This is a genomic window from Actinomadura rubrobrunea NBRC 15275, assembly GCF_001552235.1.
Taxonomy (GTDB): Bacteria; Actinomycetota; Actinomycetes; order Streptosporangiales; family Streptosporangiaceae; genus Spirillospora; species Spirillospora viridilutea.
The window spans coordinates 1-23,520 of the sequence record NZ_BCQU01000101.1 but is presented as its reverse complement, the minus strand read 5'-3'; the positions used below and the strand labels follow the sequence as shown (position 1 = coordinate 23,520).

Below are 23,520 nucleotides of genomic sequence, written 5' to 3'. Positions count from 1 at the left end.
CCGACCCCGCCGCGCCGGTCCGCCACGCCGGCGCCGACGGACGCGTCCGCCAGCGACGCCCCGTCGGCCGCCGCGTCCCGCTTGGCGAGGCGGCCCAGCCGGTAGCCGGCCGCGCCCGGCACCACCGCGGTCGCCAGCGCCGTGGTGTTCTTGCGCGCCTCGATCACCGACTTGTCGAGCTGCGCCTCGCTCTTCTCCCGCGCCCCCACGGCCGAGTAGCCGACCGCGGAGAACAGGTGCTGGAACGGCTTGCGGTAGACGAATGCGGCGAACGTCACCAGCGCGATGAGCAGGATCTGCAGGCCCCACGGCAGCGTCTCGCCGAGGATCAGCCCGTACGCCCACAGCAGCAGCGACAGCACGCCGATCAGCGCGGCCTGCTTGAGCAGCATCGACAGCAGCAGCTCCAGCCAGCGCACCGCGATCACCCGGCCGACGCCCGGATGGATGCCGATGCCCAGGAAGATCGGCCCGGCCACCAGCAGCAGCAGGAACGCGATCTTCACCACGATCAGCGCGATCGCGATGACGAGGATGAGCAGCCCGGCGACGAGCGCGGCGAACAGCCCGCCGAACGCCACGGCGAGCCTGCTGGTCCAGTTCTTGCCCTGGAACAGCGGGTAGACCCCGGCGTGCTCCTCCTTGATGTTCTTGGCCACGTCCTTGTACGCGTCGGCCTTCTTGGCCAGGTCGACCCGCTGCCCGCCGTGCGTCTCGGTCAGGTCCACCGCCTGCGCCCACAGCAGCTTGTCGGCGTTCTCCTTGACGATCTTGGCGTTGGGGTCGGTGGTGCCGAACTCGCCCATCAGCCACGGCTTGCACACCAGCGCCACCCACAGCCCGTTGGCGTTGCGGGTGGTGGCGTCGACGTTCGCCGAGGCCGCCGGGTCGGGCTTGCCGTCCGGCCGCGGGATGCAGGTGCTGCCGCGGGTGTCGCTCTGCGGCAGCGCGGCGTTGAACGCGGCGCTGGTCGCCTCCGACACCTTGGTGCCCAGCGTGGTGAAGTCCGACGGCCGGGCGATCAGCCAGATCAGCGCCACCATCGCCGCGACCATCCAGATCACGCCCTCGGTGACCTTGCTGGCCCGCTTGCGCACCAGCCCCCACCAGGCCAGCCACATCGCGCCCAGGATCACCACCCAGGACCAGTAGCGGGCGTTGAACGTCTTGCCGATGTCGCTGATGACGCCGTCGACGGTGTTCTTGAGCCAGCCGAGCAGCGCGTCGGACGCGGCCGCCTGGTACACGCTGATCGTGGTGCGGTCGATGGCGCGCACCAGCGTGAACGTGGTGTTGGCCAGCGCGTTGCCCATCATGGCCATCGCGTCCGAGCAGCCCATGTCGACCGCGTACCAGGTCTGGCCCGCCGTCCCGTACCGGTCGTAGTAGGTCAGCTGGTCGGCCGGCGTCCGGCGCAGCTTCTCATCGGGGTAGTTCGGCGGCTTGATCAGCCCGTCGGTGCCGGACCCGTACTGCTCGGGCGCCGGGGCGTCGGCCGGGCGGCACGCGTCCCCCGGGCTCGGCAGCGGGATCGACGCCCCCGCGGGCGCCACCGGGCTGAGCAGGAACACCGCCAGCAGCGACAGCAGCACCGCCGTCCGGCGGCGCGCCGGACGGGCCCGGCGCCGCCGGCGCGGGAACCGCGGCCGCCGCGACGCGAGCACGGCCGGGTCCAGCCCTTCGGCCGGGGACCGCTGCACCCGGACCCGCGCCGGCCCCGCGGGCCGGCGCCGCGGCGCACGGAGGCGACGGGCCGCCGTCGCCGTGCGGGGACGCCTCATCGACCGACCTCCTCGACCTCTGCCCCCGCCGTGGTGAGCTCGGACCCGGGACGCGACCGGGTCGGGTTGGTGTCCAGCCAGCGCAGCAGCTCCTCGGAGATCAGATCGACGCCGATGCGACCGGCCCGCCCGTCCAGGTCCCGGAAGATGCACTCGCCGTTGCCCAGGTTGCGCAGCACGGCCCTGTGCTCGTCGGAGTTCTCCACCCCCAGCAGCGACATCACGTTCTCGACCTCCACCCGTTCGGAGGAGCGGAACGAGAACACCGACGACAAGCAGTTGGTCACCTGTTCATTCAAAAGGTCTCCGGCGTTCTGCGACACGAGGATGAGGGCCGTGTTGCGGGACCGGCCCATCCGCGACACCTCGGGCACGAGCTTGGCGCCCTCGGGCGTGGAGGTGATGGCCCACGCCTCGTCGAGGAAGATGGCCTTGGGCAGCCGCCGGTCCAGGCCGTGCATCAGCCGCCGCGCGAACTGCGACACCAGGTACATCAGCGCCACCGACAGGCGCTGCTCGTAGGAGTAGTCGTCCCGCGAGATCGCCATGTCGGGCAGGGTCAGCCCGCTCAGCGTGAACACCGTGGTCCAGCCCTCGGTGTCGATGCGCTCCCCGCCGGACGGGTCGAAGCACAGCCGCGCCAGCCGCATCTCCGACATGGACCGCAGCACCGCGCCGAGGTTCTTGGACGCCGGGTCGTCGGACTGCTCCAGGTAGTCGACGACCTTGCCGAGCGACGGCCGTTCGGCGTTGGCGACCGCGCCCACCGCCTGGATCATCGCCGACTCGCGCTCCTCGGACATGCGCGGCAGCAGCAGCCGCAGCGTCTCGGTCGCCATCGTCTTCTTGGCGGCCAGGTCGTCGTCGAACGAGAACGGGTCCAGCAGGCCGGGCGCGGCCGACCCCAGCGGCAGGATCCGCGCCTTGCGCCCGCGCCTGCGCAGCAGCTCCACCAGCGACTCGGCGTCGCCCTTCGGGTCGATCGCCGCGATCGTCACGCCGCGCAGCGCCATCTGGTAGAGCAGCAGCAGCGCCAGGGTGGTCTTGCCGCCGCCCGGCTCCCCGGTGATCGCGACGGCGGTGGGACGGTTGCGGGCCGCGGCGACCAGCGGGTCGAAGTGCACGATGGACCGGGCCCGCCCCAGCGTCTCGCCGATGTACGGGCCGACCCAGCCCTCGGAGTTCTCGTCCGGGCGGTCGCCGAGGTCGACGGTCGCGGTGGGCATGCCGCCCGCGATGGTGCGCAGCGGCTGCCGCTGCGCGTAGGCGTTCAGCCGGATCCGGTCGCCCGGCAGCGACTCGCAGAACAGCGAGAACTGGTCGCCGGTGGAGTTCACCACGTCGATGCCGATGTCGCGGTAGTGCTCGACGACCGCGTCCACCCGCTGCGCGAGCAGCTCCTCGGTCGGCGCCGACACGATCAGCCGGTGCCACCCGTACACGAACGGCAGCCGCTCCTTGGTGATGCCGTGCTCCAGCATCCGCGCCGCGTCGATCTGCTCGGCCAGCGCGATCGGCGCCTCCGCGCCCGCCTCCCGGATGTGCTGGTCCATGTCGCGGGCGTGCGCCAGCTTGCGGGAGACGTCCCGGGACGCCTTGGCGGGCGGCACCAGCTTCATCCGCGAGCTGATCTCGACGGGGAACGGCAGCGCGTCGGCGTAGTGCATCCACGGCTCGCCGTCGGGGAACGGCATCATGTCCGGGAACCGCGCGAACGACAGGTACGCCACGTAGGACTGCGCGGTCGCGCCCGACCCCACGCCGCCCGAGTTGGGCTGCTCCACCCGCAGGTACGAGCGGCCGTTGTGGATGGCGCCCTCGACCAGCGCCTCGATCTCGCCCTTGCCCCACGTGCGGCGCGGCACCGCCGACGGCGGCGGGTCGGCCAGCGACGCGGTCACCGCGTGCTGGAACAGCCACGCCACCTCCGTCGACGTGGCGTGCCGGGCGCGCAGCGCCGACGACGACAGCGCCCGGCCGATCCGCTCGGCCTGCTCGGTCCAGCGCGCGATCTCCTTGTCGTCGATGGCGTCGTCGTCGATGCCCAGCACCTTCTCGCTGCGCTTGTAGAAGCCGAGCAGCTGCGAGAGCACCCCGCCCGACAGGTGCGCGCCCACCCCGCGCGGGCCGAGCCGCACGCCCAGGTAGACCTCCTTGGTCCAGAAGTCCTTGGCCCAGACGTGCGCGTAGGACTCCTCCAGGTACTCGCGCCAGCCGGGCCCGCCGTCGGACGTGCGGTCGAGCGCCAGCGCCCACTCCGCCGCCGGGTACGTGCGGTGCGCGATGCGCAGATGGATCTCGGCGTCCGGCATCCGGATCCCGGCCAGCGCGATGGTGATGTTGGTGGCCAGCGCCTCGCGCTCCTCGGCGGTGGTGAACTCGTACGACACCGTCGGCAGCCGGAAGTACGCCCACGCCGCGCTGTCGGTGAGCAGCACCCGGTCGTCGAAGTACCGTACCGCCAGCCGACTCGTCCGAGCCTTCGATGCCCTGCTCATCGCCCCGCTCCGCTCGCCACGCGAGTCGCGTCTCGCCGTGCCTGACCACTACCAACGCACACGATGTTCGCCGTCCGGCGCGCGCCGCGCGACTTCACCACGCGGCTCGCGCCGCACCGGTTCACGTCTCGCCGCGTCCGGCGGCCCCAGGCGGCCGCTCCCGTCTCGGCGGCGGGGCGCGCGCACGCCTGCATGACGCGCTCCTTTGCCGCCGCGCGCACGGACGCCGCGGCCCGGCAGGGCGGCCTGCAGGGGGTGCCGCCCGACAACCGAGCCGACAACGCACATCGTCCCGACGCCGCGACATGCACAGGCCGCCGCGTCTTCCGCATGCACGCCGCGCCCGCGCCCATCGCCGACGTCACGCCCGGACGAACGTCCGTTCCCAAAACCTCCGCACACCTCGACGCACGAGGCGGAACGAGCGCCGAAGCAGAAGCCCCGCACATCGACGGGTGGGGGGTCGCACCGCTCGGCGCACCAACCGCACAACCCGACGCCGACACGAACGCCCAGGTCGCACCAGCCGTCGCACAGACCGACGCAGAAGCCGTCTCGCATCTCGACGAGCAAGTCGGCACAAGTGCCGACGCAGTACCCGATGTCCACATCGACACGCACGTCCCCGCGCCGATCGACGCGCAAACCGATGCGCGGCTCGGCACCGACACGGACACGCGGGTCCGCGTACCGGCCGTCGCGCTGACCGTGCCAGAAGCCGTCATAGGGCTCGACACACGGGTGGGCACGAGCTCCGGCGCGAGGGTTGATGCGCAGCCCGACGCGCACATCGCCGCGCGGGGCGTCACACCGGTCGGCGCACCAACCGATACGCGAGTCGCCGCGCAGCTCGACGCACACAGCGACGCCCAGGGCGTCACACCGGTCGGGGCATCCACCGAAGCGAAGTTCGGCCGGCGCATCGACGCGCAGGGCGTCACATCGGCCGACGCACCGAACGACGCGGAGGTCGGCGGGCGCATCGGTGCGCGGGGCGTCGCATCACTCCGCGCGCAGGCCGACGCGGAGGTCGATGCGCAAGTCGTCGCGGCGTCGCCGGGGCCGTAGCTGGACGAAGGCCGCTTCGCACGCCGTGCCGGGAGGTCTGCCGCCGCGGGACGCGGTCGGGCATCGGACGGCCGCACGCCGCGCATCGAGACCGGGATGTCAGGACCGCCCGACACGGCCGTTGCGGGGCTGGTCGCGAGGTTCATCTCGGGCGGCTCCGGTGGGCGGGGCGCGGGCTCATCGGGCGGCCTCCTGCTCCTGCTGCGGCTCCTGGTAACGCTCGGGCACGACGGTGAACCCGCCGGCGACCACCCCGGCGAGCGCGAGATAGGCGCGCCGCGTCGGCGCGCGCAGCGACCTCAGCTCGTTGCGCGGCGCGCGGTCCATGCTGAGGTGATCGTCCCACGGGATGCGCACGAGGGCCCGGCAGCGGCCCCGGGCGACCGCCTCGGCCTGCTCGACGTCGTCCATGCTGCGGCGGCTGACCCCGTTGATGACGGTCACCGCGCGGGAGCGCAGCTCGGCGTAGCCGTGCCCGTCCAGCCACTCGAACGTCATCGCCACCGCGCGCGGCGCGTCCGCGCTGGCGGGGGCCACGAGCACGAGCTGGTCGGCGTAGGGCAGCACGCGGGCCACCACCGCGGCGGCGGCGTCCAGCAGCGTCACCGAGTAGAACTTGTCGATGGTGCGGATCGCCAGCGCGTAGTCGCGGTCGTCCAGCGCCTGCAGCGGGTTCTTGCCGGCCGCGATCACGTCCAGGCCCGACTTGGCCTGCGAGGTGTAGCGCCGCATCGCGGTCAGGCTGGTCACCTGGTCGGCGCGCGTGATGAGCCCGGTGAGCGTCTCGTTGGTCTCGCTGCGGGTGCGGCGCGCCAGCGCGCCCGGCCCCGGGTTGATGTCGATCGCCACCACCGGCTCGCCGTTGTGCTGGGCGAAGGTGTGGCCGAGCATCAGCGCGGTGACGGTCTGCCCGGCGCCGCCGGTGCAGCCGAGCACCACGATGTGCCGGGTGCCCTGGAACGGCTGCTGCAGCCGCGCCTGGTACTCGGCGTCGGCCTCGCCGTGCCCGCCGCCGACCGCCTGGAGCAGTCGCCGCAGCCCGCCGGGCGACGCCTGCTGCTGCTCGGGGTCGGGCGGCGTGATGGCGGGACCGTGGGCGGGCGGCTCCGGCGGAGGCGGGACGGGCCGCGGGCGCACGCGCGGCTGCGCGGGCGGCGGCCCGGGACGAATCGGCGACGCGGGCCCGGAACGCACCTCGCGAGGCGGCTCGTGCGGCGCGGTCCGCGGGGCCGCACCGGCGGACTCCTGGGGCCGCGGCGCGCCCGTCCGCCCCTCACCGGGCCGGGGCGCTCCCGCCTGGGGCTCGCCCGGGCGGGGCTCGGGAGGCGCGGGCGGCCACACCAGGGCGTCGGTGGGCGCCGGACGCGGCGGCTTGGACGGCCCCTTCGCCCACGGCGTCTTCGGAGCGGGCGGCCGCGCACCCTGCGCGGGCTGTTGCGGCGCCGGCTGCTGCTGCCGCGCGGGCTCCGGCGACCGCGGAGGTCCGGACTGCGCGCCGCCTCCGAAGGCGCCCGGCACCGTCGGCATGTCGGTGCGGGTCTGCCGAGCGGCGTCCTCGCGACGCGGCGGCTGCGCCGGACCGCCCGGCCGGGCGGCCGGGGCGGGCCGGGTGACGCGCGGAATGTCGGAGCGGGTCGCGGCGGGCTGCTGCGGGGCGACCGGCCGGGTGGCGTCCGGACGGGCCTGCGGCCGCGGGATGTCGGGACGCGTCGTCGGCGGCTGCGACGCCTGCGCGGGCCGCTGCCGCCGTGTCTGCGGATCCGCCGCCTGCCACAGCTCCGCCGGTTCGCCCGGACGCCGCACGCCCGAGGCGAAGGCGCGCTTGCCCGACCCGGCGGGGGTTCCGGCGCCGCCGTCGTGGCCGTCGGGGTGCGCGTCGAGCGTCGGCGTTGCGGGCGGCCGTTCGAGCTCGCTCGGCACGCCGCCGTCCGCGGCTTCGGGGCGCGCCACCCACATGTCGTCCTCGTGCGCGATGTCACGGGTGGTGCGCCGCCACGGCTTGTCCTTGCGCTTCGACCGCGTCTCCGGACCGGCGACGCGCACGTCGTTCTCGGTGCCGACCACGTAGGTCCGGCGGGGTGCCGCGGGATCCGGCGTCGCCGCCTTTCCGTCGTCGCTCGCCTGCGGCGCGTCGCCGTCCCGCGCCGGGGAGCCCGCACGCGCCACTGTGCCTTCTCCGCCCGTCGACGCGTCCGCGGGGGAACCGCCTGGGCGGGACGGCCTTCCGGTCGCGGCGGAGCTGTGGGCGGGCGCGGAGTCCACGGCCTGCGCCTCGGAGGCGGTCAGGGCCGCGTTCTCGTCGGCGTGCGCCCCCTCCTGGGGCTGCGGGGACGCGGGGGCGGTGGACGGCGCCGGGGCGTCGGCGGCCCGTGCACGCGCCGCCTCCCCCGCGCCTGCTCCCGCGACGTCGGCCTGAGCCGTCTGCGCCCACGGCGACGTGCGCGGCCCCCCGCCCTGGCCGGAAACCCCCGCCTGGGGCGCCGCGCCGTCATGTGCGGCGCGAGCGCGCGGGGAGGCGGTGCCGGACGCGGCCTGGGCAGGAGCGGTGGACTGGGCGGACGTCGTCTGCGCCGCTGGACGCGCGGGAGTGTCCGCCGTGGAGGGCGCCGGTCCGGCGGCGTCCGTCCACGGGGTGCGCGCGCGAGGCGCCGGGGCGGGGGGACTTCCGGCGGCCAGGGCGCCGGAGCGGACATGGCCGCTGTCGCCGGCCTCAGCGGAGGTCGCCGGGAGGGCGCCCGCGGAGCCGTACGCCGCCTCGGGCGCGGCGGCCCGGCGTTGCGCGGCGTACTCGGCCAGGGGCTGCGGAGCGGAGGCCACGGCGGGGCCCGGCACCGGCACGGGGACCGGCGCCTGCTCGACGGCCGGCTGAGAGCGGCGGGCCTTGCGGCGCTGCTTGCCGGCGGCGCGCTCCGGTGCGGCGGCGCGGCGCCACACGCGCGCCACGACGACGACCTCGCGCGGTTCGCGGATGGGGGTCAGCCGGCACCAGGTGCGCGGCTCGGCCAGGTAGCGCGCCTGCGACAGCAGCAGCTCGGTGAGCCGCTTGCCCTCGATGACCGGACGGGTGGCCAGCCACGTCAGCACCCCGGGCGGGACGATGTAGAGCACGTGCCAGGGGGACTCGAAGGGGACGCCGATGAACCGGAGCAGGACGATCCACGGCACGAACACGCCCGCGAACACGCCCACCTGGACGAGCGGCAGGGGCATCGGAAGCCGCAGGTCGTACAGCTTGTACAGCCGCTTCTCGATGCGCCATATGTTCGTGTACGTGGGTAGGTCCACGCCCCAACTCCCCTAACCGTGCAAGCACAGTGCCGCTTGCGGCCCCGCGCGGGGCCGTTCCGACCTCCCTCGGTGACCGCGGCCCCCGGTCAGGTCAAGTCGACGCCGAGGGCCTTGGCGATCGCCTTGGCCGTGGTCTCGATGATGTTCGGAACGTAGAAGACCACCCCGATCCCGATCGCCAAGACGATGAATTGCACGAAACGCGTGATCTCTCGGGTGAACAGAAAGAAGATCGCCACAATGGAGACGATCACAAGGAACAAAGGTCCGAATATCTGGCGCAGCCAGTCCGCGAGCTGATCGGTCCGCAGCTCGTCGTTCGGCGCCGCCACGACCTCCGGCGGAATGGACGCCAAGATGTGCTGCAGCATCGACGGACTACCCTCCTGGTCGTGCGGCCCGGCCCGAGGTCGGGCCCCGGTGTTGTCTCACGTCGTGGCCTCTCATGATCCGCTCAATGGGGTGGCGCCGCGAATGCTCCGCACATACCAGTTCGCCCCCTTCTTGACCATCGCCAGCTCGTAGGTCTGCTCCAGCTCGCCGCCGGCGCCGCCGGGGCCGGTGCCGGGCAGCTGCCAGGCCACGGTGGCGGTGACCGTCCGCTCGCCCGCCGGCCCCCGGGGCGCGACGATCTCGCGGACCTGGAAGAAGGTCACCGCGCCGGCCAGCCCGCCGATGGCGGCGCCGTCGGAGAAGCGGGCCAGCGACTCCTGGTTGCTGCTCGCGTACGCCTGGAAGAAGGTGCCGAGGACGGGCTGCAGCTCGCTCTCCAGCGCGCTGTCGCGGTCGCGCACCCCCTGCTGCGGGGGAGCCGCCTTGGCGGGCGGCGGCAGCAGGGCGGGCCGGCCGGAGACGACCAGCGACGAGGCGTTGGCGGCGTAGACGGGCACGGCCAGCCGGAGCCACTTGTCCTGGCTGCGCGCCAGGACGGTGACGACGCCGTTGTGGTCGTCCCTGACGTCCACGCCGGCGACGTTGACCGACTGGACCTGCATCTTGCCGACGCCGTTCCAGCCGAACTGCCCGTCGGCGCCCTCGGGCAGGAAGGCGCGCAGCTGCTCCTCGCGCGCCGGCGCGTCCTTCTGGTCGTAGTTGAGGTAGACGTTGGCGAACTGCAGCGCGAACGCGCTCGCCGCGCTGGTGGGGAAGCGCGTGCCCTTCTCGGAACGCTGCGTCCCGGACGCGCCGGAGTCCTCGGCGGTGAAGCGCTCGAAGGGGGCCCGCACCCCGTTGACCACGATGACGATGATCAGCGCCCAGAGCACGGCGCGGCCGACCCAGACCCACCAGCGGCCGCCGGAGCCGCCCCAGCGGCCTCCCCGCGGGCCGGAGCCGCCGCCGGAGCGCTTCCCGCGCCCGCGGCCCCGCGGCGGGTCCCACGGATCGACGGCCTGGCCGAGCGCGGCGCCGCCCGGCGCCGTCTCCTCGACCACGGCGGTCTCACGGCCGTGTCCCACGGCCGACCTGCGAGCCATCCTGCCTCCGCTCGCGCCTCGCCCCCGGTCGGCGCGGTCGTGTGCCTGTGCCTGGTCCTGCTCTGGTCCTGTCCTGGTGCGGCCCTCACCCGCCCGAGGGGCGGCGTGGCGGTTTCCGGACCCCACTAAGGGCCCAGGGTAACCACGAGCGTCAATTGTTCCAGCGCATCGCGGCGAAGCACAGCCCCGGCACGCGGTTGTGGATAATGCAATCCACCTCAGTCGGAACGGGGAAGTTGACCAAACGGTGACGATCCCCTATCCAGGGTTCCGAACGGCGCGCCGCCGCCTGTTCTGGACGAGCACCGCGGCACGCAGGACACTTCGCCTCCAGGTCGCGCCGCAGTTCAGCAGGCGATCACCAGAGAATCAGACATCAGACCATCAACTGGACATACGACCTGTCTTTGTCGCCACGCAAGCACCGACACGGAGGCAAGAGCGTTCCGACCTTCCGGCTCGCCGCCCGCGGCCCGCTCCGCGCCGACGCGCGCGACCGCCCGACGGCGCACGGGCCGGGCGCGTCCGCAGGTTGCGGTGCAACTGCACGAAGGACGGCCGTACGAGGGGCGGCCCGCCCGTCCGCGCGGGCGCCCCGCTTCGAACCCCCAGGTCAGACGTTGAAGCGGAACTCGACCACGTCGCCGTCCTGCATGACGTAGTCCTTGCCCTCCATGCGGACCTTGCCGGCGCTGCGGGCGGCCGCCATGGAGCCCTCGGCGATCAGGTCGTCGTAGGAGACGATCTCGGCCTTGATGAAGCCGCGCTGGAAGTCGGAGTGGATGACCCCGGCCGCCTCGGGCGCGGTGGCGCCCTTGCGGATCGTCCAGGCGCGGGCCTCCTTGGGGCCGGCGGTCAGGAAGGTCTGCAGGCCGAGGGTGTCGAAGCCGATGCGGACGAGCTGCGCCAGGCCGGACTCCTGCTGGCCCATGCCCTGCAGCAGCTCCAGCGCCTCGTCGTCGGGCAGCTCGATGAGCTCGGCCTCGATCTTGGCGTCCAGGAAGATCGCCTCGGCGGGGGCGACCAGCTCGCTCAGCCGGGCGCGCAGCCCTTCGTCGCCGAGCTCCTCCTCGTCGAGGTTGAACACGTACAGGAAGGGCTTGGCGGTCAGCAGGTGCAGGTCGCGCAGCAGCGACAGGTCGATCCCGGCGGGGGCGGCGCCCGCGAACAGCGTGACGCCCTCGTCGAGCACCTTCTGCGCGGCGGTGACCGCCTCGACGACCTCGAGCTTGTCCTTGTCCTTGGTGGTGCGCGCCTCCTTCTCCAGGCGCGGCAGGGCCCGCTCGATCGTCTGCAGGTCGGCCAGGATCAGCTCGGTGTTGATCGTCTCGATGTCGCGGGCGGGCGCCGGCTCGCCGTCCACATGGGTGACGTCCGGGTCGTCGAACACCCGGATGACCTGGCAGATCGCGTTGGTCTCGCGGATGTTGGCGAGGAACTTGTTGCCCAGCCCCTGCCCCTCGGAGGCGCCCTTGACCAGGCCGGCGATGTCCACGAACTCCATGGTCGCCGGCACGATCCGCTGCGAGCCGAACATCTCGGCCAGCCGGGCCAGCCGCGGATCGGGCACCCCGACCACGCCGACGTTGGGCTCGATGGTCGCGAACGGGTAGTTGGCGGCCAGCGCCTCGTTCTTGGTCAGCGCGTTGAACAGGGTGGACTTGCCGACGTTGGGCAGCCCGACGATTCCGATGGAAAGGCTCACGACCGTCAAGTCTATGGGGCCCGGCAGGTTGGACGGGCCTCGGCCGGGCCCGCCGGCGGTGGCCGCGGTCGAACGGCCGGCCGCTTGACCGACGATCGACGAACGGCCTGTTCAGGCCTCGACGGCCCGCAGGAACTCGGCGACGTGCCGGAAGGCCGCCTTGCCTTCGGGGATGAACTCGGCGAACACCGGAAAGACGTGCGTCATGCCGTCCCATTCCTGGTGGACGGCGTGCACGCCCGCCGCGCGCGCTCGTGCGGCCAGATCGCGGGCGTCGTCGCGGAGGATCTCCGAGCCGCTGGCCATCACCATCAGCGGGGGCAGGCCCGACAGGTCTCCCCGAAGGGGCGAGAACAGGGGGTCGTCGTCCTCCTTCTCCTGGCAGTACAGGCGGCCCAGCCAGGCGAGCTTGTCCGCTGGGAGGAGGCAGTCCGTGCGGCGGTTGAGACGGTGGGAGTCGGCCTCGCAGTACAGGTCGACCCACGGGGACAGGCATACGGCGGCTGCGGGAAGAGACGTGCCGTGCTCCTTCAACGCCAGCAGCAGCGCGAGAGTCAGGTGGCCCCCTGCCGAGTCGCCGCCGACGACGACGTCCTGCGCCCTGTAGCCGCTGCCCAGCAGGAAGCGGTAGGCGGTGAGCGCGTCGTCCAGGGCGTCGCCGGGAGTGTGGCGCGGCGCCAGGCGGTAGTCGAGTGCCAGCACAGGGCGTCCCGTGGCGGCCGACAGCCGCCAGGTGAACGGACGGTACAGACGGGGGCTGCCGAAGAAGTAGGCGCCGCCGTGCAGGTACAGGATGACGCGGCGTTCGTCGGGCGTGCCGGCGCGCACCCACTCGGCCGTGCACGCCCCCAGGTCCTGCGGTGAGATGGACACCCCGCGCGGAACGGCCAACAGGCGGCCCAACAGGTCGGTGGCGCGTTGCATGCGCGTCATGCCCGCCTCGGAATCGGGCGTGCAGCGCCAAGCCGTCATCAGCACCGCGCGGATGACCTGGTTGGCGATCCGGGCGCGCAGGGTCGGCGGGCCGCCCGGTTCCATCGCCAGCGTCCTGGCGACTTTGCGCTGTGCCGCTGTGGCCGCGACGAGACGAAGCGTCTCGGCACTGATGCTGGTCGTCATGCTGCCTCCTCGAGGACGGCCGCGCCACGACGGCACCGGACGCTACCGCGCCCGCTTCGCGCGCGTAAGTGGCCGCTGAGGGCGATGTCCGGCGAATGTCCGGGGCGGGGTCGTCTCGGCGCGTCGTCCCGGTGGGGGCGGGCCGCGCTGTCACGATGAACGAATGGATCTCGCGCTGTTCGCCGGACTGGTGGTGGGGGCCGCCTTCGGCGTGGTGGTCGGCTTCGCGCTCGCCACCGGGCGCCAGGCCGGTCTGATCGCCCGCGCCAAGGCCGCCGAGGAGAAGCTGGCGTACGCCGAGGAGCGGATGGCCGAGCACTTCGAGAACCTGTCCGCGCGGGCACTGGACGCCAGCAACGAACGCTTCCTCGAACTGGCCGACGCGCGGCTCAGGGCGGCGGGGGCGGAGGCCGCGGGCGAGCTGGAGCGCCGCAAGCTGGCGGTGGAGCACCTGGTGGCCCCGTTGCGCGAGACGTTGGCGAAGGTGGAGGAGCAGCTGCGGGAGGTCGAGACGGGCCGCCGCGAATCGCACGCCATGCTGGCCAAGCAGGTGGAGTTCGTCCGGCAGAGTTCCGAGCAGCTGCGCAATGAGACCCGCGCGCTGGTCAAAGCGCTGCAACGCCCCGAGGCGCGGGGGCGGTGGGGCGAGCTGCAGCTGCGCCGCGTGGTGGAGCTTGCCGGGATGACGCACCACTGCGACTTCGACGAGCAGGCCGCGGCGTCCACGGTCGACGGGACGACGGTGCGTCCCGACATGGTGGTGCGGCTCGCGGGCGGCAAGAACATCGTCGTCGATTCGAAGGTGTCGCTGGCCGCGTACCTGGAAGCCGCCGCCGCCGACGATCCCGCCGTCGAGCGCGCGCGCCTGGACGCGCACGCGCGGCACCTGCGGGAGCACGTGGACCGTCTCGCGGCCAAGTCCTACTGGCAGGCGTTCAGCCCGGCCCCAGAGTTCGTCGTGCTGTTCATCCCCGGGGAGGCGTTCCTGGCGCCCGCGCTCGACCGCGACCCGGGCCTGCTGGAGTACGCGATGCGGCACCGGGTGCACATCGCCACGCCGACCACGCTGGTCACGATGCTGCGGACCGCGTCGTACGCCTGGCAGCAGGCGGCCCTGTCGCGCAACGCCCGCGCGGTGTTCGAGCTGGGCAAGGAACTGTACGAGCGGCTCGGCACGATGGGGCGGCACATGGACGAGCTGGGCCGGTCGCTGACGAACGCGGTCCGGTCCTACAACCGGACGGTGGGGTCGCTGGAGACGCGGGTCCTGGCGAGCGCGCGGCGCCTGAACGAGCTGGGCGTGGTGGAGGCGGCCCTGGACTCCCCCGGCCCGGTGGAGGAGACCCCGCGCGCCCTGTCGGCCGCCGAATTCCGCGACGCCGGCGAACGGGAGGCCGACGAACGGGATCACAGTGAACGGGACCCCGGCGGCGACGTCGGGACGGCCCGGGACGGCGCGCGTTCCCGGCCGGACCCGGCGACCGAGCCGATAGGTTTCGGCAGGCGGGCCATCCCTGATCAGATTGATCGGCGAGAGAGGTGGCAATGAGTTCATCGACGGTACGCGACGCGTCGGGGGACGCCTCGCCTGCCGCGGGGAGGGCTGTGCGACGTGCGAACCGGCGCGGTCGGAGCGCCGCGCCACGGCCCCGCTCGGGCGGGGGCTCGCCGGTCGCGCTGACGGCCCGCGGCGGCATCGTGGTGATCTTCGCCGCCGGACTGCTGGGCGCGCTGCTGTCGCGCTGGCTGGACTGGTCGCTGCCCGCCGGCGCCGGGTTCGTCGCCGGGTGCGTCCTGGCGGTCCTGACCACCCGTCCCGCCGACCTGCTCACGCTCGTGGTCAGCCCGCCGCTGGTGTTCCTCGTGGCGACCGCCCTGGCCGAGTTCCTGACCTCGCTCGGGGAGGAGTCGCTGCTGCGCGGCGTCACGGTCGGGCTGCTGACGTCGCTGGCCACGACCGCGCCGTGGCTGTTCGGGGGGACGCTGCTGGTGCTGCTGCTGTCGCTGCCGCGCGGGCTGCCGGACAACGTCCGGGAGCTGCGCGCCAAGCTGGCCCGGATCCGGCTCTTCGAGGAAGAGGAGAACGAGAACCCGGTGAGGTGGGAGGAGGCGCCGGCCTCCCCCGGCGACCGCCGCCTCCACCACGGCGACGTCGACTGACCCGGCCGCGCGCCGGTCACGCGGCCGGGCCGGACGCGCCTTGCCGCAGGTCAGGCCGAACGCCGGTCCGTGCGGTGAACGCGCGCAGCGGAACGCGGAACAAAGGCCGGTTCAAGCGGCGGTCGGCGCCTGTCAGGCCGAGCGGAGATCCTTGCGGAGCTCGTGCGGCAGAGCGAAGCGCATGCTCTCCTGGACGGACTCGATCTCCTCGACGTCGCCGAAGCCGCGTTCGGCCAGCCAGGCCAGCACGCCCTGCACGAGCTCCTCCGGGACGGAGGCGCCGCTGGTGACGCCCACGGTGGTGACGCCCTCCAGCCATGCCGGGTCGATCTGCTCGGGGTAGTCGACGAGGTAGGCGTTGTCGGCCCCGTGCTCCTTGGCGACCTCCACCAGGCGCATCGAGTTGGACGAGTTGGCCGAGCCGACCACGATGACCAGCTGGGCGCGGGCCGCCATCTCCTTGACCGCGGTCTGGCGGTTCTGGGTGGCGTAGCAGATGTCGTCGGACGGCGGGTCGATCAGCTTGGGGAACCGCTCGCGGAGCTTGGCGACGGTGGCGGTCGTCTCGTCGACCGACAGGGTGGTCTGCGACAGCCAGGCGACCTTCTCCGGGTCGCGGACCTTCACGTTGGCGACGTCGTCCGGGCCGTCCACCAGGTGGATGTGGTCGGGCGCCTCGCCGGTGGTGCCGATGACCTCCTCGTGGCCCTCGTGCCCGATCAGGAGGATGTCGTAGTCCTCCTTGGCGAACCGGACCGCCTCCTTGTGCACCTTGGTGACGAGCGGGCAGGTGGCGTCGATGGTGCGCAGGTTGCGGCTGCGCGCCTCCTCGTGGACGGCGGGGGCGACGCCGTGGGCGGAGAAGACCACGATGGCGCCCTCGGGCACCTCCTCGGTCTCGTCCACGAAGATCGCGCCGCGCTCCTCGAGGGTCTTGACCACGTGCACGTTGTGGACGATCTGCTTGCGCACGTAGATGGGCGGCCCGTACTTGTCGAGGGCGATCTCGACCGTCTGCACGGCGCGGTCCACGCCCGCGCAGTAACCGCGTGGTTTGGCGAGCAGGACCTTGCGCTGGCTGGTGGAGGTCATGCCCCTATCGTACGGGGCCGCGTCGGCCGCTCCCGTACCGCCGCGGGCGGCGGCGCCGCGCCGCGGCGGGGGGCGGGGCTCCGGCCGGGTCCCGCTGTGATCGGCTCCACGGCCCGTCGGGCCCGGAATCCGTCGGGCCGGGGTGACCGGTCTCCCGCCCATGCGGCAGAGTGAAATGTGACGAGCGGGTAGGAGCCGAGCGACCGATCCGAGGATCCGGACAGCAGGGAGTGGATGACGATGACGAGATCGCCGCGCCGCCTCAAGGAGCGGGTCCGCGACACCGTCGGCGAGCAGGTTCGCGACCTCCCGCTGCACGCCGTCCGCCTGGCCATGTTCGGCGTGGGCCGGGCCCTGCTGCTGAGCGACCGGTTGACCAGGGACTACAAGGAGCTGACCGAGGGCGGCGGGATCCGCCCCGTCCTGGGCCGGCTGGGCACCGACGTCCGGCGCACCGCGGAGAAGGTCGTCGGCCACGTGGTCGAGCGGGTGCGCGGCGGCGAGACCGAGACCGCGCCGCCCCCGGCGAGCGCCCGCACCCGGGTCGCCGAGCCGCCCGCCAGGCCCAAGCCCGCGGCCCGGCCCGCCGGCGGGGAGATCTCCGTGGGCAAGCCCGCGGCTCCCACGCCCGAACCGAAGCCCATGCCCGAACCGAAGCCCGCGGCCCGGCCGAAGCCCGCGCCCGAACCCGCGCCCGAGAGCAAGGCCGAGCCCGAGGCCGAGACCAAGCCCAAGGACGAGACCAAGCCCAAGGACGAGACGAAGCCCAAGGCCGAGACGAAGCCCAAGGACGGGGCGGAGACCGAGGTCGCGGACAAGTCCGCGTTCGAGCCGAGGCCCGAATCCAAGCCCGCGGCGCAGGCGGAGGCCGAGAAGCTCGCGGAGGACCTGCCGGTGCCCAACTACGACCAGGCCACGCTGCCGCAGCTGCGCGCCCGGCTGCGCGGCCTGTCGGTGGAGCAGGTGAAGCTGCTGCGCGAGTACGAGAGCAAGCACGCGGCCCGCGCCGACGTCCTGCGCATGTACGAGCGCCGCATCGCCAAGCTCAACGGCCTCTCCTGACCGGGCGGCGACGTCAGCGACGACGGCCTCCGGGACCCGGTCCCGGAGGCCGTTCGGCTTTCGGCGGCTACGCGCTGCTGGGCACGGGAGCCTCCCGGGAGGCGGGCGCGTCGTGCGCACGATCCAGTCCCCGCAGGTGGCGCCGCCCCAGGAGGAGGATCAGCGCGGCGATCAGGCAGCTGACCACGGCGACGTAGTACGGCAGGTCCGGGCTGATGTCCTCGCCGAGCCGTCCGGCGGCGTAGGGGGCGATGACGCCGCCGAGCCAGCGGACGAAGTTGTAGCCCGCCGAGGCGACCGGACGCGGCGCCTCGGAGACCTCCATGGCGGCCTCGGTGAAGGCGGTGTTGTTCAGCCCGATGGGGACGCCCGACAGGACCGTGGACACGATGATCCCGGTCTTGCCGGTCAGCGCGAGGCCGAGCTCGCACAGCACCAGCAGGCCCAGCGCCAAGTGCATGACGCGGGTCGTCCCGATGCGCCGCTGCAGGCGGGGCGCCGCGAACACCGAGGCCAGCGCCACCATGACGCCCCAGCCGAAGAACACCAGGCCGATGCCGTGCGCGTCCATGCCCAGCACGAACGGGGTGAAGGCGAGCACGGTGAAGAAGGCGTAGTTGTAGAACAGCGCGGCGAACGCGGTGGTGGACAGGCCGCCGTGGCCGAGCGCCCGGATCGGGTCCGACAGCCGGGTGCGCCGCTCGGGCGGGGGCGTCTTCCCGAGCAGCACGGCGATCAGCACGAATCCGGCGGCCATGAGGGCGGCGGTGCCGAAGAACGGGTAGCGCCAGCTCATGTCGCCGAGCAGCGCGCCCAGCAGCGGCCCCGTCGAGATGCCGAGGCCGAGCGCCGCCTCGTACAAGATGATCGCCGACTCGGCGCCGCCGCTGGCCGCGCCGACGATCACCGCCAGGGCGGTGGCCACGAACAGGGCGTTGCCGAGCCCCCAGCCGGCCCGGAACCCGACCAGCTGGGCCACCGTGTCGGACGTGCCCGACAGCGAGGCGAACACGACCACCAGCGCCAGTCCGAGCAGCAGCGTGCGGCGGCCGCCGATGCGGCTGGACACCCACCCGGTGAGCAGCATGGCCACCGCCGTGATCAAAAAGTAGCTGGTGAACAGCAGGGAGACCTGGCTGGGCGTGGCGTGCAGGCCCTTGGCGATGGCGGGCAGGATCGGGTCGACCAGGCCGATGCCCATGAAGGCCACGACGGCGGCGAAGGCGGTCGCCCAGACCGACAGGGGCTGGCGCAGGATGCCGCCGCGCCGCGCCGCCCGCTCGGGGGCGGACGGGGCGCCGGGGGGCGTCGTCTGCATGAAGGTCCTTTCAGGAGACGGTGAGGAGCCGTTCCAGGGCGGGCAGCGCCGCGGCCAGGGCCGCGCGGTCCTCGTCGCTGAGGGCGGCGAACCGCCGGGCCAGGAACTCCAGGCGGCGTTCGCGTCCCGCGCGCAGCCGCTCGGCGCCCGCCTCGGTCAGCCGCACGGCGACCACGCGGGCGTCCGCGGCGTCCCGGCCGCGCGCCACCAGCCCGTCGCGCTCCAGCCGGTTGATCTGGGCGCTCATGGTCGGCAGCCGGACGCCGTGCTCGGCGGCGAGCCCGGTCATCCGGCGCGGCCCGGCCTCCAGCGAGCCCAGCACCGCCAGCTGCTGGGCGGTGACGGGCTGGTCGGCCGACGCCCGGCGCAGCAGCAGGACGACGTCGCGCAGCCGGCGGTTGAACTCCTGGGCCAGGGCGCGGTCGGCCGCGGTCGGCTCGGGCGCCCGGCCGGGCGCGGGCGGCGGCGCGGGACGGGACGAACGGTCGGACGCTGTCACGAACGGTCACCTCGCGGACAATTACTTAGCCAGTCTAAGTTAGTGGACCTAACTACTCGCGGGAGCCCCCGGTCGTCTCGCCGCGCCGGGCGTCGGCGAGGCGCGCGGCGGCATAGGCTGCCAGCATGGCGATGGAGACCTCGGCGGAGTCGCCGGTTCCGGTCCGCACCGTGCTGCAGGCGGTCGGCGGCTGGATCGGGCGCCTGGGGCGCATCTGGGTCGAGGGGCAGATCACCGACCTGAACGTCCGCGGCGGCACGGTCTACCTGACGCTGCGCGACCCGGTGGCGAACATGTCCGTGCGGGTCGTGGGGCCGCGCGCGGTGTTCGAGGCGGCCGGGCCCGCCGTGGCCGACGGCGCCCGGGTCGTGCTGCACGCCAAGCCCGACTTCTGGATCAACCGCGGGACGTTCTCGCTGGCCGCCCTGGAGGTGCGCCCGGTGGGCGTCGGCGAGCTGCTGGCCCGGCTGGAGCGGCTCAAGCGGGTGCTGGCGGCCGAAGGGCTGTTCCGCCCCGAGCGCAAGCGGCCGCTGCCGTTCCTGCCGCGCAAGGTCGGGCTGATCTGCGGGCGCGACTCCGACGCCGAGCACGACGTGCTGCGCAACGCCCGGCGGCGCTGGCCCGCCGTGGCGTTCCAGGTCGAGAACGTCGCCGTGCAGGGCTCGTACGCGGTCGGCGAGGTGATGGAGGCGCTGCGCCGGCTGGACGCCGACGCCGAGATCGACGTGATCGTCATCGCCCGCGGCGGCGGGTCCATGGAGGACCTGCTGCCGTTCTCCGACGAGGCGCTGGTGCGGGCGGTCGCCGCGTGCCGCACCCCGGTGGTGAGCGCCATCGGGCACGAGCAGGACACCCCGCTGCTGGACCTGGTCGCCGACGTGCGCGCGTCCACGCCCACCGACGCGGCGAAGAAGGTCGTCCCGGACGTGCGCGAACAGCTCCAGTACGTGCGGCAGCTGCGCGACCGCGGCCGCCGCTGCCTGGCCGGCGCGGTCGAGCGGGAGCTGGCCTGGCTGAAGGCGATGCGGTCGCGGCCCGCGCTGGCCGATCCGATCCGGGAGATCGAGCGGCAGGACGAGCGGGTGCTGGCGCTGCGCGACCGGGCCCGCCGCTGCCTGGCCGCCGCCCTCGACCGGGCGGGCGACGAGCTGACGCACACCCGGGCCCGGCTGGTCGCCCTCTCCCCCGCCGCCACGCTGCAACGCGGATACGCGATCGTCCAGCGCGAGGACGGCGCGGTGGTGCGGGAGGCGGCCTCCGTCTCCGCCGGGGAGCGGCTGTTGCTGCGCCTGGCGGACGGCCGCGTCGCGGTCACGGTCTCGGACGGCGATCGGGACGGCGACTAGGCTGGAACGGTGACCCAGGAGAACCCTGAGCAGCGCGACGGCTCCGGTGAGCGGCTGACCTACGAGCAGGCGCGCGACCAGCTGGCCGAGGTCGTCCAGCGCCTGGAGGCGGGCGGGCTCACGCTGGAGGAGTCCCTCAGCCTGTGGGAGCGCGGGGAGAAGCTCGCCGGGATCTGCGAGGAGTGGCTGGAGGGCGCCCGCGCGCGCCTGGCCGCGGCCTTGAGCGAGTCCGGGGAGGGGGACGGCCCGGCCGCGCCCTTTTGAGGCCGCCACGGGGCCGGCCCCGTCCTCAGGACGGGTTCGCCGGGGAGGACGCGGGCACCGCGCCGCCCTTGGGCTGCGGTTTGAGGGACGCCGCCAGCACCGCCAGCTCCTCGTAGGAGGCGGTGCCGGTCACCACCAGGCTCACCCCGTCGGGCAGGGTGCGCGCCAGGGAGTTCGCCTTCTTGTCCTTGCGGTGGTACTTGGTCCAGGTGACGCCGTTGACCTGCTGGGTGCCGATCGGCTTCTTGTTGTTGGTCATCCTGGGGACGTACTCGGACGCCTTCTCGTTGCTCTGCTCCAGCGCCGCGTACTCCTCGCTGGGCGTGATGAAGCCCAGGTGCCACGCCACCGGCCCCTTCTTCTTGTCCCCGCCCAGGCCGTGCACCCGCGAACTGGTGGGACGCCACGTGGGGGGCAGCCCTTCGGGCGCGTACACGGTGTAGGGGGCGCCGGTGCGCATCGCCCAGAGGTGGCTCCGGTAGTCGATGGTGGGCAGGACTTCCTTGTGGCTGCGCGGCGTGATCAGGTAGATGGCCCCGACGAGCAGCAAGCAGACGCCCATCGCCAGGCTGAACCCGCCGAGCCCCGAGGTCAGCCGCTTGTAGACGGCGGGACTCACCCGGACCGGCCCCTGCGCGGCGGGAGTCGTCGCCTCCCCCGCCGCCGAGCCCTCGCCCGCCGGGCCCTCGCCGACCGCGCCCCCGTCCGCCGCGGCGTCGCTCGCGGCGGACCGCGCCGGCGCGTCGTCGCGCGACGCGGTCTCGGACGGCGGCGTGCCGCCTGACGCGGCCGCCTCGCCGGACGCGGCCGCTTCCGGCCGCGGGAGGTCGTCGGTCGCGTCTTTCGTCGGTGGGGTCTTCTCGCTCACGTTCCCAGGATCCCGCACCCTCAGCGCCGCTTCGTCCGGGGGTTGTGGATCGTGGAGATGATCGCCATGACGTCCTCGGCCAGCCGGCGGGAGGCCGCCTCGTCGTCGCTGAGCGAGATCTCCGAGACCGCGCCGGCCATCGCCCCGGTGAGCACGACGACCAGCGCCTCGTCGACGCCCCCGTCGGCGGTGTGGAACAGGGCGGCGTTGCGGCGGGCCCACGTGTTGAGCCGCTGGCGCATGACGCGGTCGAACCCGGGCGGCCCGTCGCCGGAGATGAACAGCCGGGCCACGTCCCGTTCGGCCAGGCAGCCGTCCAGGTAGGCGCCCGCGCCGGCGATGAACAGCCGCATCGGGTCGCTCTCTCCGGACTCGCGCGCCCGGTTCACCGCCTCGCGGGTGCGCTCCTGCTGGCGTCCCTGGAACTCCTCGAACAGCGTGAGGTACAGGTCGGCCTTGCCGTTGAAGTGGTGGTAGAGGCTGCCGACGCTGGCCCCGGCCTTGGCGACGATGTCGGTCACCGCGGCCTGGGCGAAGCCCGCCTCGCAGAACACGTCCCGCGCGGCGGCCAGCAGCGCGCTGCGGGTCGCGGCGCCGCGGTCGGAGGTGCGGGCGGGCGTCTCGGCGGCGGCGTCCCGCGCCGACGCCCCGGCCGCGCCCGCCGCGGCGGCGACCCCGCCGGAGGGGACATCGATGTCGCTGCTCATGAGCCCTGAGATTACGCCCTATCGGCCGGTGGGGCGCGATCCCCGCGGCGTCCGGTCCGTCAAAGGCGGGCCGTTCGGGGTATGTGACCCCGCATGCGCCGCGTCTGGTCTGGTCCAATTTGTCCGCCTGGACGGGGCGCGCGGACAATCCACGGAGATCATCGACCGAAAGGCCGTTACGCCATGTCGCATGACACCACCGTCCAGTCCCCGCTCGTCACCGAGCCCGCGGCGCCGGACCGGAACCTGGCGCTGGAACTGGTCCGGGTCACCGAGGCCGCCGCCATGGCCGCCGCGCGATGGGTCGGCCGCGGCGACAAGAACGGCGCCGACGGCGCGGCCGTCAACGCCATGCGCCAGCTGATCAACACCGTCGCCATGCGCGGCGTGGTGGTGATCGGCGAAGGCGAGAAGGACGACGCCCCGATGCTCTTCAACGGCGAGCACGTGGGCGACGGCACCGGCCCCGAATGCGATGTGGCCGTGGACCCCATCGACGGCACCCGGCTGACCGCCATGGGCATGAACAACGCGATCGCCGTGCTGGCGGTGGCGCCGCGCGGGTCGATGTACGACCCGTCCGCGGTGTTCTATATGGAGAAGCTGGCGACCGGGCCGGAGGCCGCCGACGTGGTGGACATCGAACGGCCGATCGCCGACAACATCGCCGCGGTCGCGCGGGCCAAGGGCTCCTCGCCGCACGACGTGACCGTGGTGATCCTGGACCGGCCGCGGCACGAGGACATCGTCCGGCAGGTCCGGGCCGCCGGCGCGCGGATCAAGTTCATCACCGACGGCGACGTCGCCGGGGCGATCATGGCGGCGCGCGAGGGCACCGGCGTGGACCTGCTGCTCGGCATCGGCGGCACCCCGGAGGGCATCATCGCGGCCTGCGCGATCAAGGCGATGGGCGGGATGCTGCAGGGCCGGCTGTGGCCGCGCAACGATGAGGAGCGCGCCAAGGCGCGGGAGGCCGGGCACGACCTGGACCGGGTGCTGACCACCGACGACCTGGTCACCTCCGACGACGTGTTCTTCGCCGCCACCGGCATCACCGACGGCGAGCTGGTCGACGGCGTCCGCTACCGCAAGGGCACCGCGGTCACGCACTCGCTGGTCATGCGGTCGCGCAGCGGCACGATCCGCTCCATCACCAGCGAGCACAAGCTGAGCAAGCTGCGCGCCTACAGCGCCATCAACTTCGACACCGCGCAGTGAGGGCCGGGCCGCCGCGCCCGGCGCCCGCGCGGCCGGCCGTCCGGCGGCGCCC

General features: G+C 73.7%; 19 protein-coding genes. 7 read left to right on the top strand and 12 right to left on the bottom strand.

Annotation, left to right across the window (positions count from 1 at the left end):
- Positions 1-1,781 (bottom strand): type IV secretion system protein (locus AR3_RS24545; RefSeq protein WP_067917267.1); only part of this gene is annotated, 1,781 nt, incomplete at its 3' end.
- Positions 1,778-4,279, bottom strand: a complete 2,502-nt coding sequence (locus tag AR3_RS24540) for an ATP-binding protein (protein WP_067917265.1) — start codon at positions 4,277-4,279, stop codon at positions 1,778-1,780. The genes AR3_RS24545 and AR3_RS24540, both read right to left, overlap by 4 nt.
- 63 nt (positions 4,280-4,342) lie before the next feature.
- Between AR3_RS24540 and AR3_RS24535 the strand changes: the two genes are divergently transcribed.
- Positions 4,343-5,347 carry a hypothetical protein gene (locus tag AR3_RS24535; protein WP_067917263.1) on the top strand — a complete coding sequence of 335 codons (1,005 nt, stop codon included), beginning with the start codon at positions 4,343-4,345 and terminating at the stop codon, positions 5,345-5,347.
- 177 nt (positions 5,348-5,524) lie between these two features.
- Here the strand turns inward: AR3_RS24535 and AR3_RS24530 are convergent, their stop codons facing one another.
- The 5 genes from AR3_RS24530 to AR3_RS24510 form a co-directional block, all read right to left on the bottom strand.
- Positions 5,525-8,632, bottom strand: a complete 3,108-nt coding sequence (locus AR3_RS24530) for a TcpE family conjugal transfer membrane protein (RefSeq protein WP_067917261.1) — start codon at positions 8,630-8,632, stop codon at positions 5,525-5,527.
- A gap of 89 nt (positions 8,633-8,721) precedes the next feature.
- Positions 8,722-9,006, bottom strand: a complete 285-nt coding sequence (locus AR3_RS24525; protein WP_067917259.1) for a hypothetical protein — start codon at positions 9,004-9,006, stop codon at positions 8,722-8,724.
- Between the two features lie 72 nt (positions 9,007-9,078).
- Positions 9,079-10,110 carry a conjugal transfer protein gene (locus tag AR3_RS24520; RefSeq protein WP_083951907.1) on the bottom strand — a complete coding sequence of 344 codons (1,032 nt, stop codon included), beginning with the start codon at positions 10,108-10,110 and terminating at the stop codon, positions 9,079-9,081.
- 613 nt (positions 10,111-10,723) lie between these two features.
- The gene (ychF, locus tag AR3_RS24515; protein WP_067917276.1) at positions 10,724-11,815 is read right to left on the bottom strand and encodes a redox-regulated ATPase YchF; all 1,092 of its coding nucleotides are present in this window, start codon (positions 11,813-11,815) and stop codon (positions 10,724-10,726) included.
- Between the two features lie 111 nt (positions 11,816-11,926).
- Positions 11,927-12,934: an alpha/beta hydrolase fold domain-containing protein gene (locus AR3_RS24510; protein ID WP_067917255.1), complete on the bottom strand. Its 1,008-nt coding sequence runs from the start codon at positions 12,932-12,934 to the stop codon at positions 11,927-11,929.
- 163 nt (positions 12,935-13,097) lie between these two features.
- Between AR3_RS24510 and AR3_RS24505 the strand changes: the two genes are divergently transcribed.
- Both AR3_RS24505 and AR3_RS24500 read left to right on the top strand, forming a co-directional pair.
- The gene (locus AR3_RS24505; protein WP_067917253.1) at positions 13,098-14,483 is read left to right on the top strand and encodes a DNA recombination protein RmuC; all 1,386 of its coding nucleotides are present in this window, start codon (positions 13,098-13,100) and stop codon (positions 14,481-14,483) included.
- Between the two features lie 56 nt (positions 14,484-14,539).
- Positions 14,540-15,094 carry a DUF6542 domain-containing protein gene (locus AR3_RS24500; RefSeq protein WP_227022953.1) on the top strand — a complete coding sequence of 185 codons (555 nt, stop codon included), beginning with the start codon at positions 14,540-14,542 and terminating at the stop codon, positions 15,092-15,094.
- Between the two features lie 132 nt (positions 15,095-15,226).
- On the opposite strand, the gene AR3_RS24495 is transcribed toward AR3_RS24500, so the two are convergent.
- On the bottom strand, positions 15,227-16,186 hold the full coding sequence (locus AR3_RS24495; RefSeq protein ID WP_067917251.1) for a 4-hydroxy-3-methylbut-2-enyl diphosphate reductase: 960 nt from the start codon (positions 16,184-16,186) through the stop codon (positions 15,227-15,229).
- A 240-nt stretch (positions 16,187-16,426) separates the two neighbouring features.
- On the opposite strand from AR3_RS24495, the gene AR3_RS24490 reads away from it, so the two are divergent.
- A complete protein-coding gene (locus AR3_RS24490) occupies positions 16,427-17,248 on the top strand; it encodes a DUF8129 domain-containing protein (RefSeq protein ID WP_146150170.1) in 822 nt (273 codons plus the stop codon).
- Positions 17,249-17,315: 67 nt separating this feature from the next.
- Here AR3_RS24490 and AR3_RS24485 read toward each other — a convergent pair whose 3' ends face one another.
- Together AR3_RS24485 and AR3_RS24480 are read right to left on the bottom strand one after the other, a co-directional pair.
- A complete protein-coding gene (locus AR3_RS24485) occupies positions 17,316-18,566 on the bottom strand; it encodes an MFS transporter (protein WP_067917246.1) in 1,251 nt (416 codons plus the stop codon).
- A gap of 10 nt (positions 18,567-18,576) precedes the next feature.
- Entirely contained in the window at positions 18,577-19,065 is a 489-nt protein-coding gene (locus tag AR3_RS24480; protein ID WP_313819755.1) for a MarR family winged helix-turn-helix transcriptional regulator, read from the bottom strand.
- A 125-nt stretch (positions 19,066-19,190) separates the two neighbouring features.
- Between AR3_RS24480 and xseA the strand changes: the two genes are divergently transcribed.
- Both xseA and AR3_RS24470 read left to right on the top strand, forming a co-directional pair.
- The gene (xseA, locus tag AR3_RS24475; protein WP_067917245.1) at positions 19,191-20,411 is read left to right on the top strand and encodes an exodeoxyribonuclease VII large subunit; all 1,221 of its coding nucleotides are present in this window, start codon (positions 19,191-19,193) and stop codon (positions 20,409-20,411) included.
- Positions 20,412-20,420: 9 nt separating this feature from the next.
- Positions 20,421-20,675: an exodeoxyribonuclease VII small subunit gene (locus AR3_RS24470; RefSeq protein ID WP_067917242.1), complete on the top strand. Its 255-nt coding sequence runs from the start codon at positions 20,421-20,423 to the stop codon at positions 20,673-20,675.
- 25 nt (positions 20,676-20,700) lie between these two features.
- Here the strand turns inward: AR3_RS24470 and AR3_RS29960 are convergent, their stop codons facing one another.
- Complete coding sequence (locus tag AR3_RS29960; RefSeq protein WP_083951905.1) at positions 20,701-21,543, bottom strand: DUF4245 domain-containing protein; 843 nt, start codon at positions 21,541-21,543, stop codon at positions 20,701-20,703.
- 20 nt (positions 21,544-21,563) lie between these two features.
- Complete coding sequence (locus tag AR3_RS24460; protein WP_083951903.1) at positions 21,564-22,250, bottom strand: TetR/AcrR family transcriptional regulator; 687 nt, start codon at positions 22,248-22,250, stop codon at positions 21,564-21,566.
- A gap of 183 nt (positions 22,251-22,433) precedes the next feature.
- Here AR3_RS24460 and glpX point away from each other — a divergent pair, with 183 nt between their 5' ends.
- Positions 22,434-23,468 (top strand): class II fructose-bisphosphatase, encoded by a 1,035-nt coding sequence (glpX, locus tag AR3_RS24455; protein ID WP_067917240.1) that lies wholly within the window; start codon positions 22,434-22,436, stop codon positions 23,466-23,468.
- Positions 23,469-23,520 lie beyond the last annotated feature (52 nt).

Bases quoted from the DNA above. Each gene is read 5' to 3' on its own strand.
- AR3_RS24540 (WP_067917265.1), bottom strand. From the start codon at position 4,279: ATGAGCAGGGCATCGAAGGCTCGGACGAGTCGGCTGGCGGTACGGTAC.
- AR3_RS24535 (WP_067917263.1), top strand. From the start codon at position 4,343: ATGTTCGCCGTCCGGCGCGCGCCGCGCGACTTCACCACGCGGCTCGCG.
- AR3_RS24525 (WP_067917259.1), bottom strand. From the start codon at position 9,006: ATGCTGCAGCACATCTTGGCGTCCATTCCGCCGGAGGTCGTGGCGGCG.
- AR3_RS24520 (WP_083951907.1), bottom strand. From the start codon at position 10,110: ATGGCTCGCAGGTCGGCCGTGGGACACGGCCGTGAGACCGCCGTGGTC.
- AR3_RS24510 (WP_067917255.1), bottom strand. From the start codon at position 12,934: ATGACGACCAGCATCAGTGCCGAGACGCTTCGTCTCGTCGCGGCCACA.
- AR3_RS24505 (WP_067917253.1), top strand. From the start codon at position 13,098: ATGGATCTCGCGCTGTTCGCCGGACTGGTGGTGGGGGCCGCCTTCGGC.
- AR3_RS24495 (WP_067917251.1), bottom strand. From the start codon at position 16,186: ATGACCTCCACCAGCCAGCGCAAGGTCCTGCTCGCCAAACCACGCGGT.
- AR3_RS24490 (WP_146150170.1), top strand. From the start codon at position 16,427: ATGACGAGATCGCCGCGCCGCCTCAAGGAGCGGGTCCGCGACACCGTC.
- AR3_RS24485 (WP_067917246.1), bottom strand. From the start codon at position 18,566: ATGCAGACGACGCCCCCCGGCGCCCCGTCCGCCCCCGAGCGGGCGGCG.
- xseA (WP_067917245.1), top strand. From the start codon at position 19,191: ATGGCGATGGAGACCTCGGCGGAGTCGCCGGTTCCGGTCCGCACCGTG.
- AR3_RS24460 (WP_083951903.1), bottom strand. From the start codon at position 22,250: ATGAGCAGCGACATCGATGTCCCCTCCGGCGGGGTCGCCGCCGCGGCG.
- glpX (WP_067917240.1), top strand. From the start codon at position 22,434: ATGTCGCATGACACCACCGTCCAGTCCCCGCTCGTCACCGAGCCCGCG.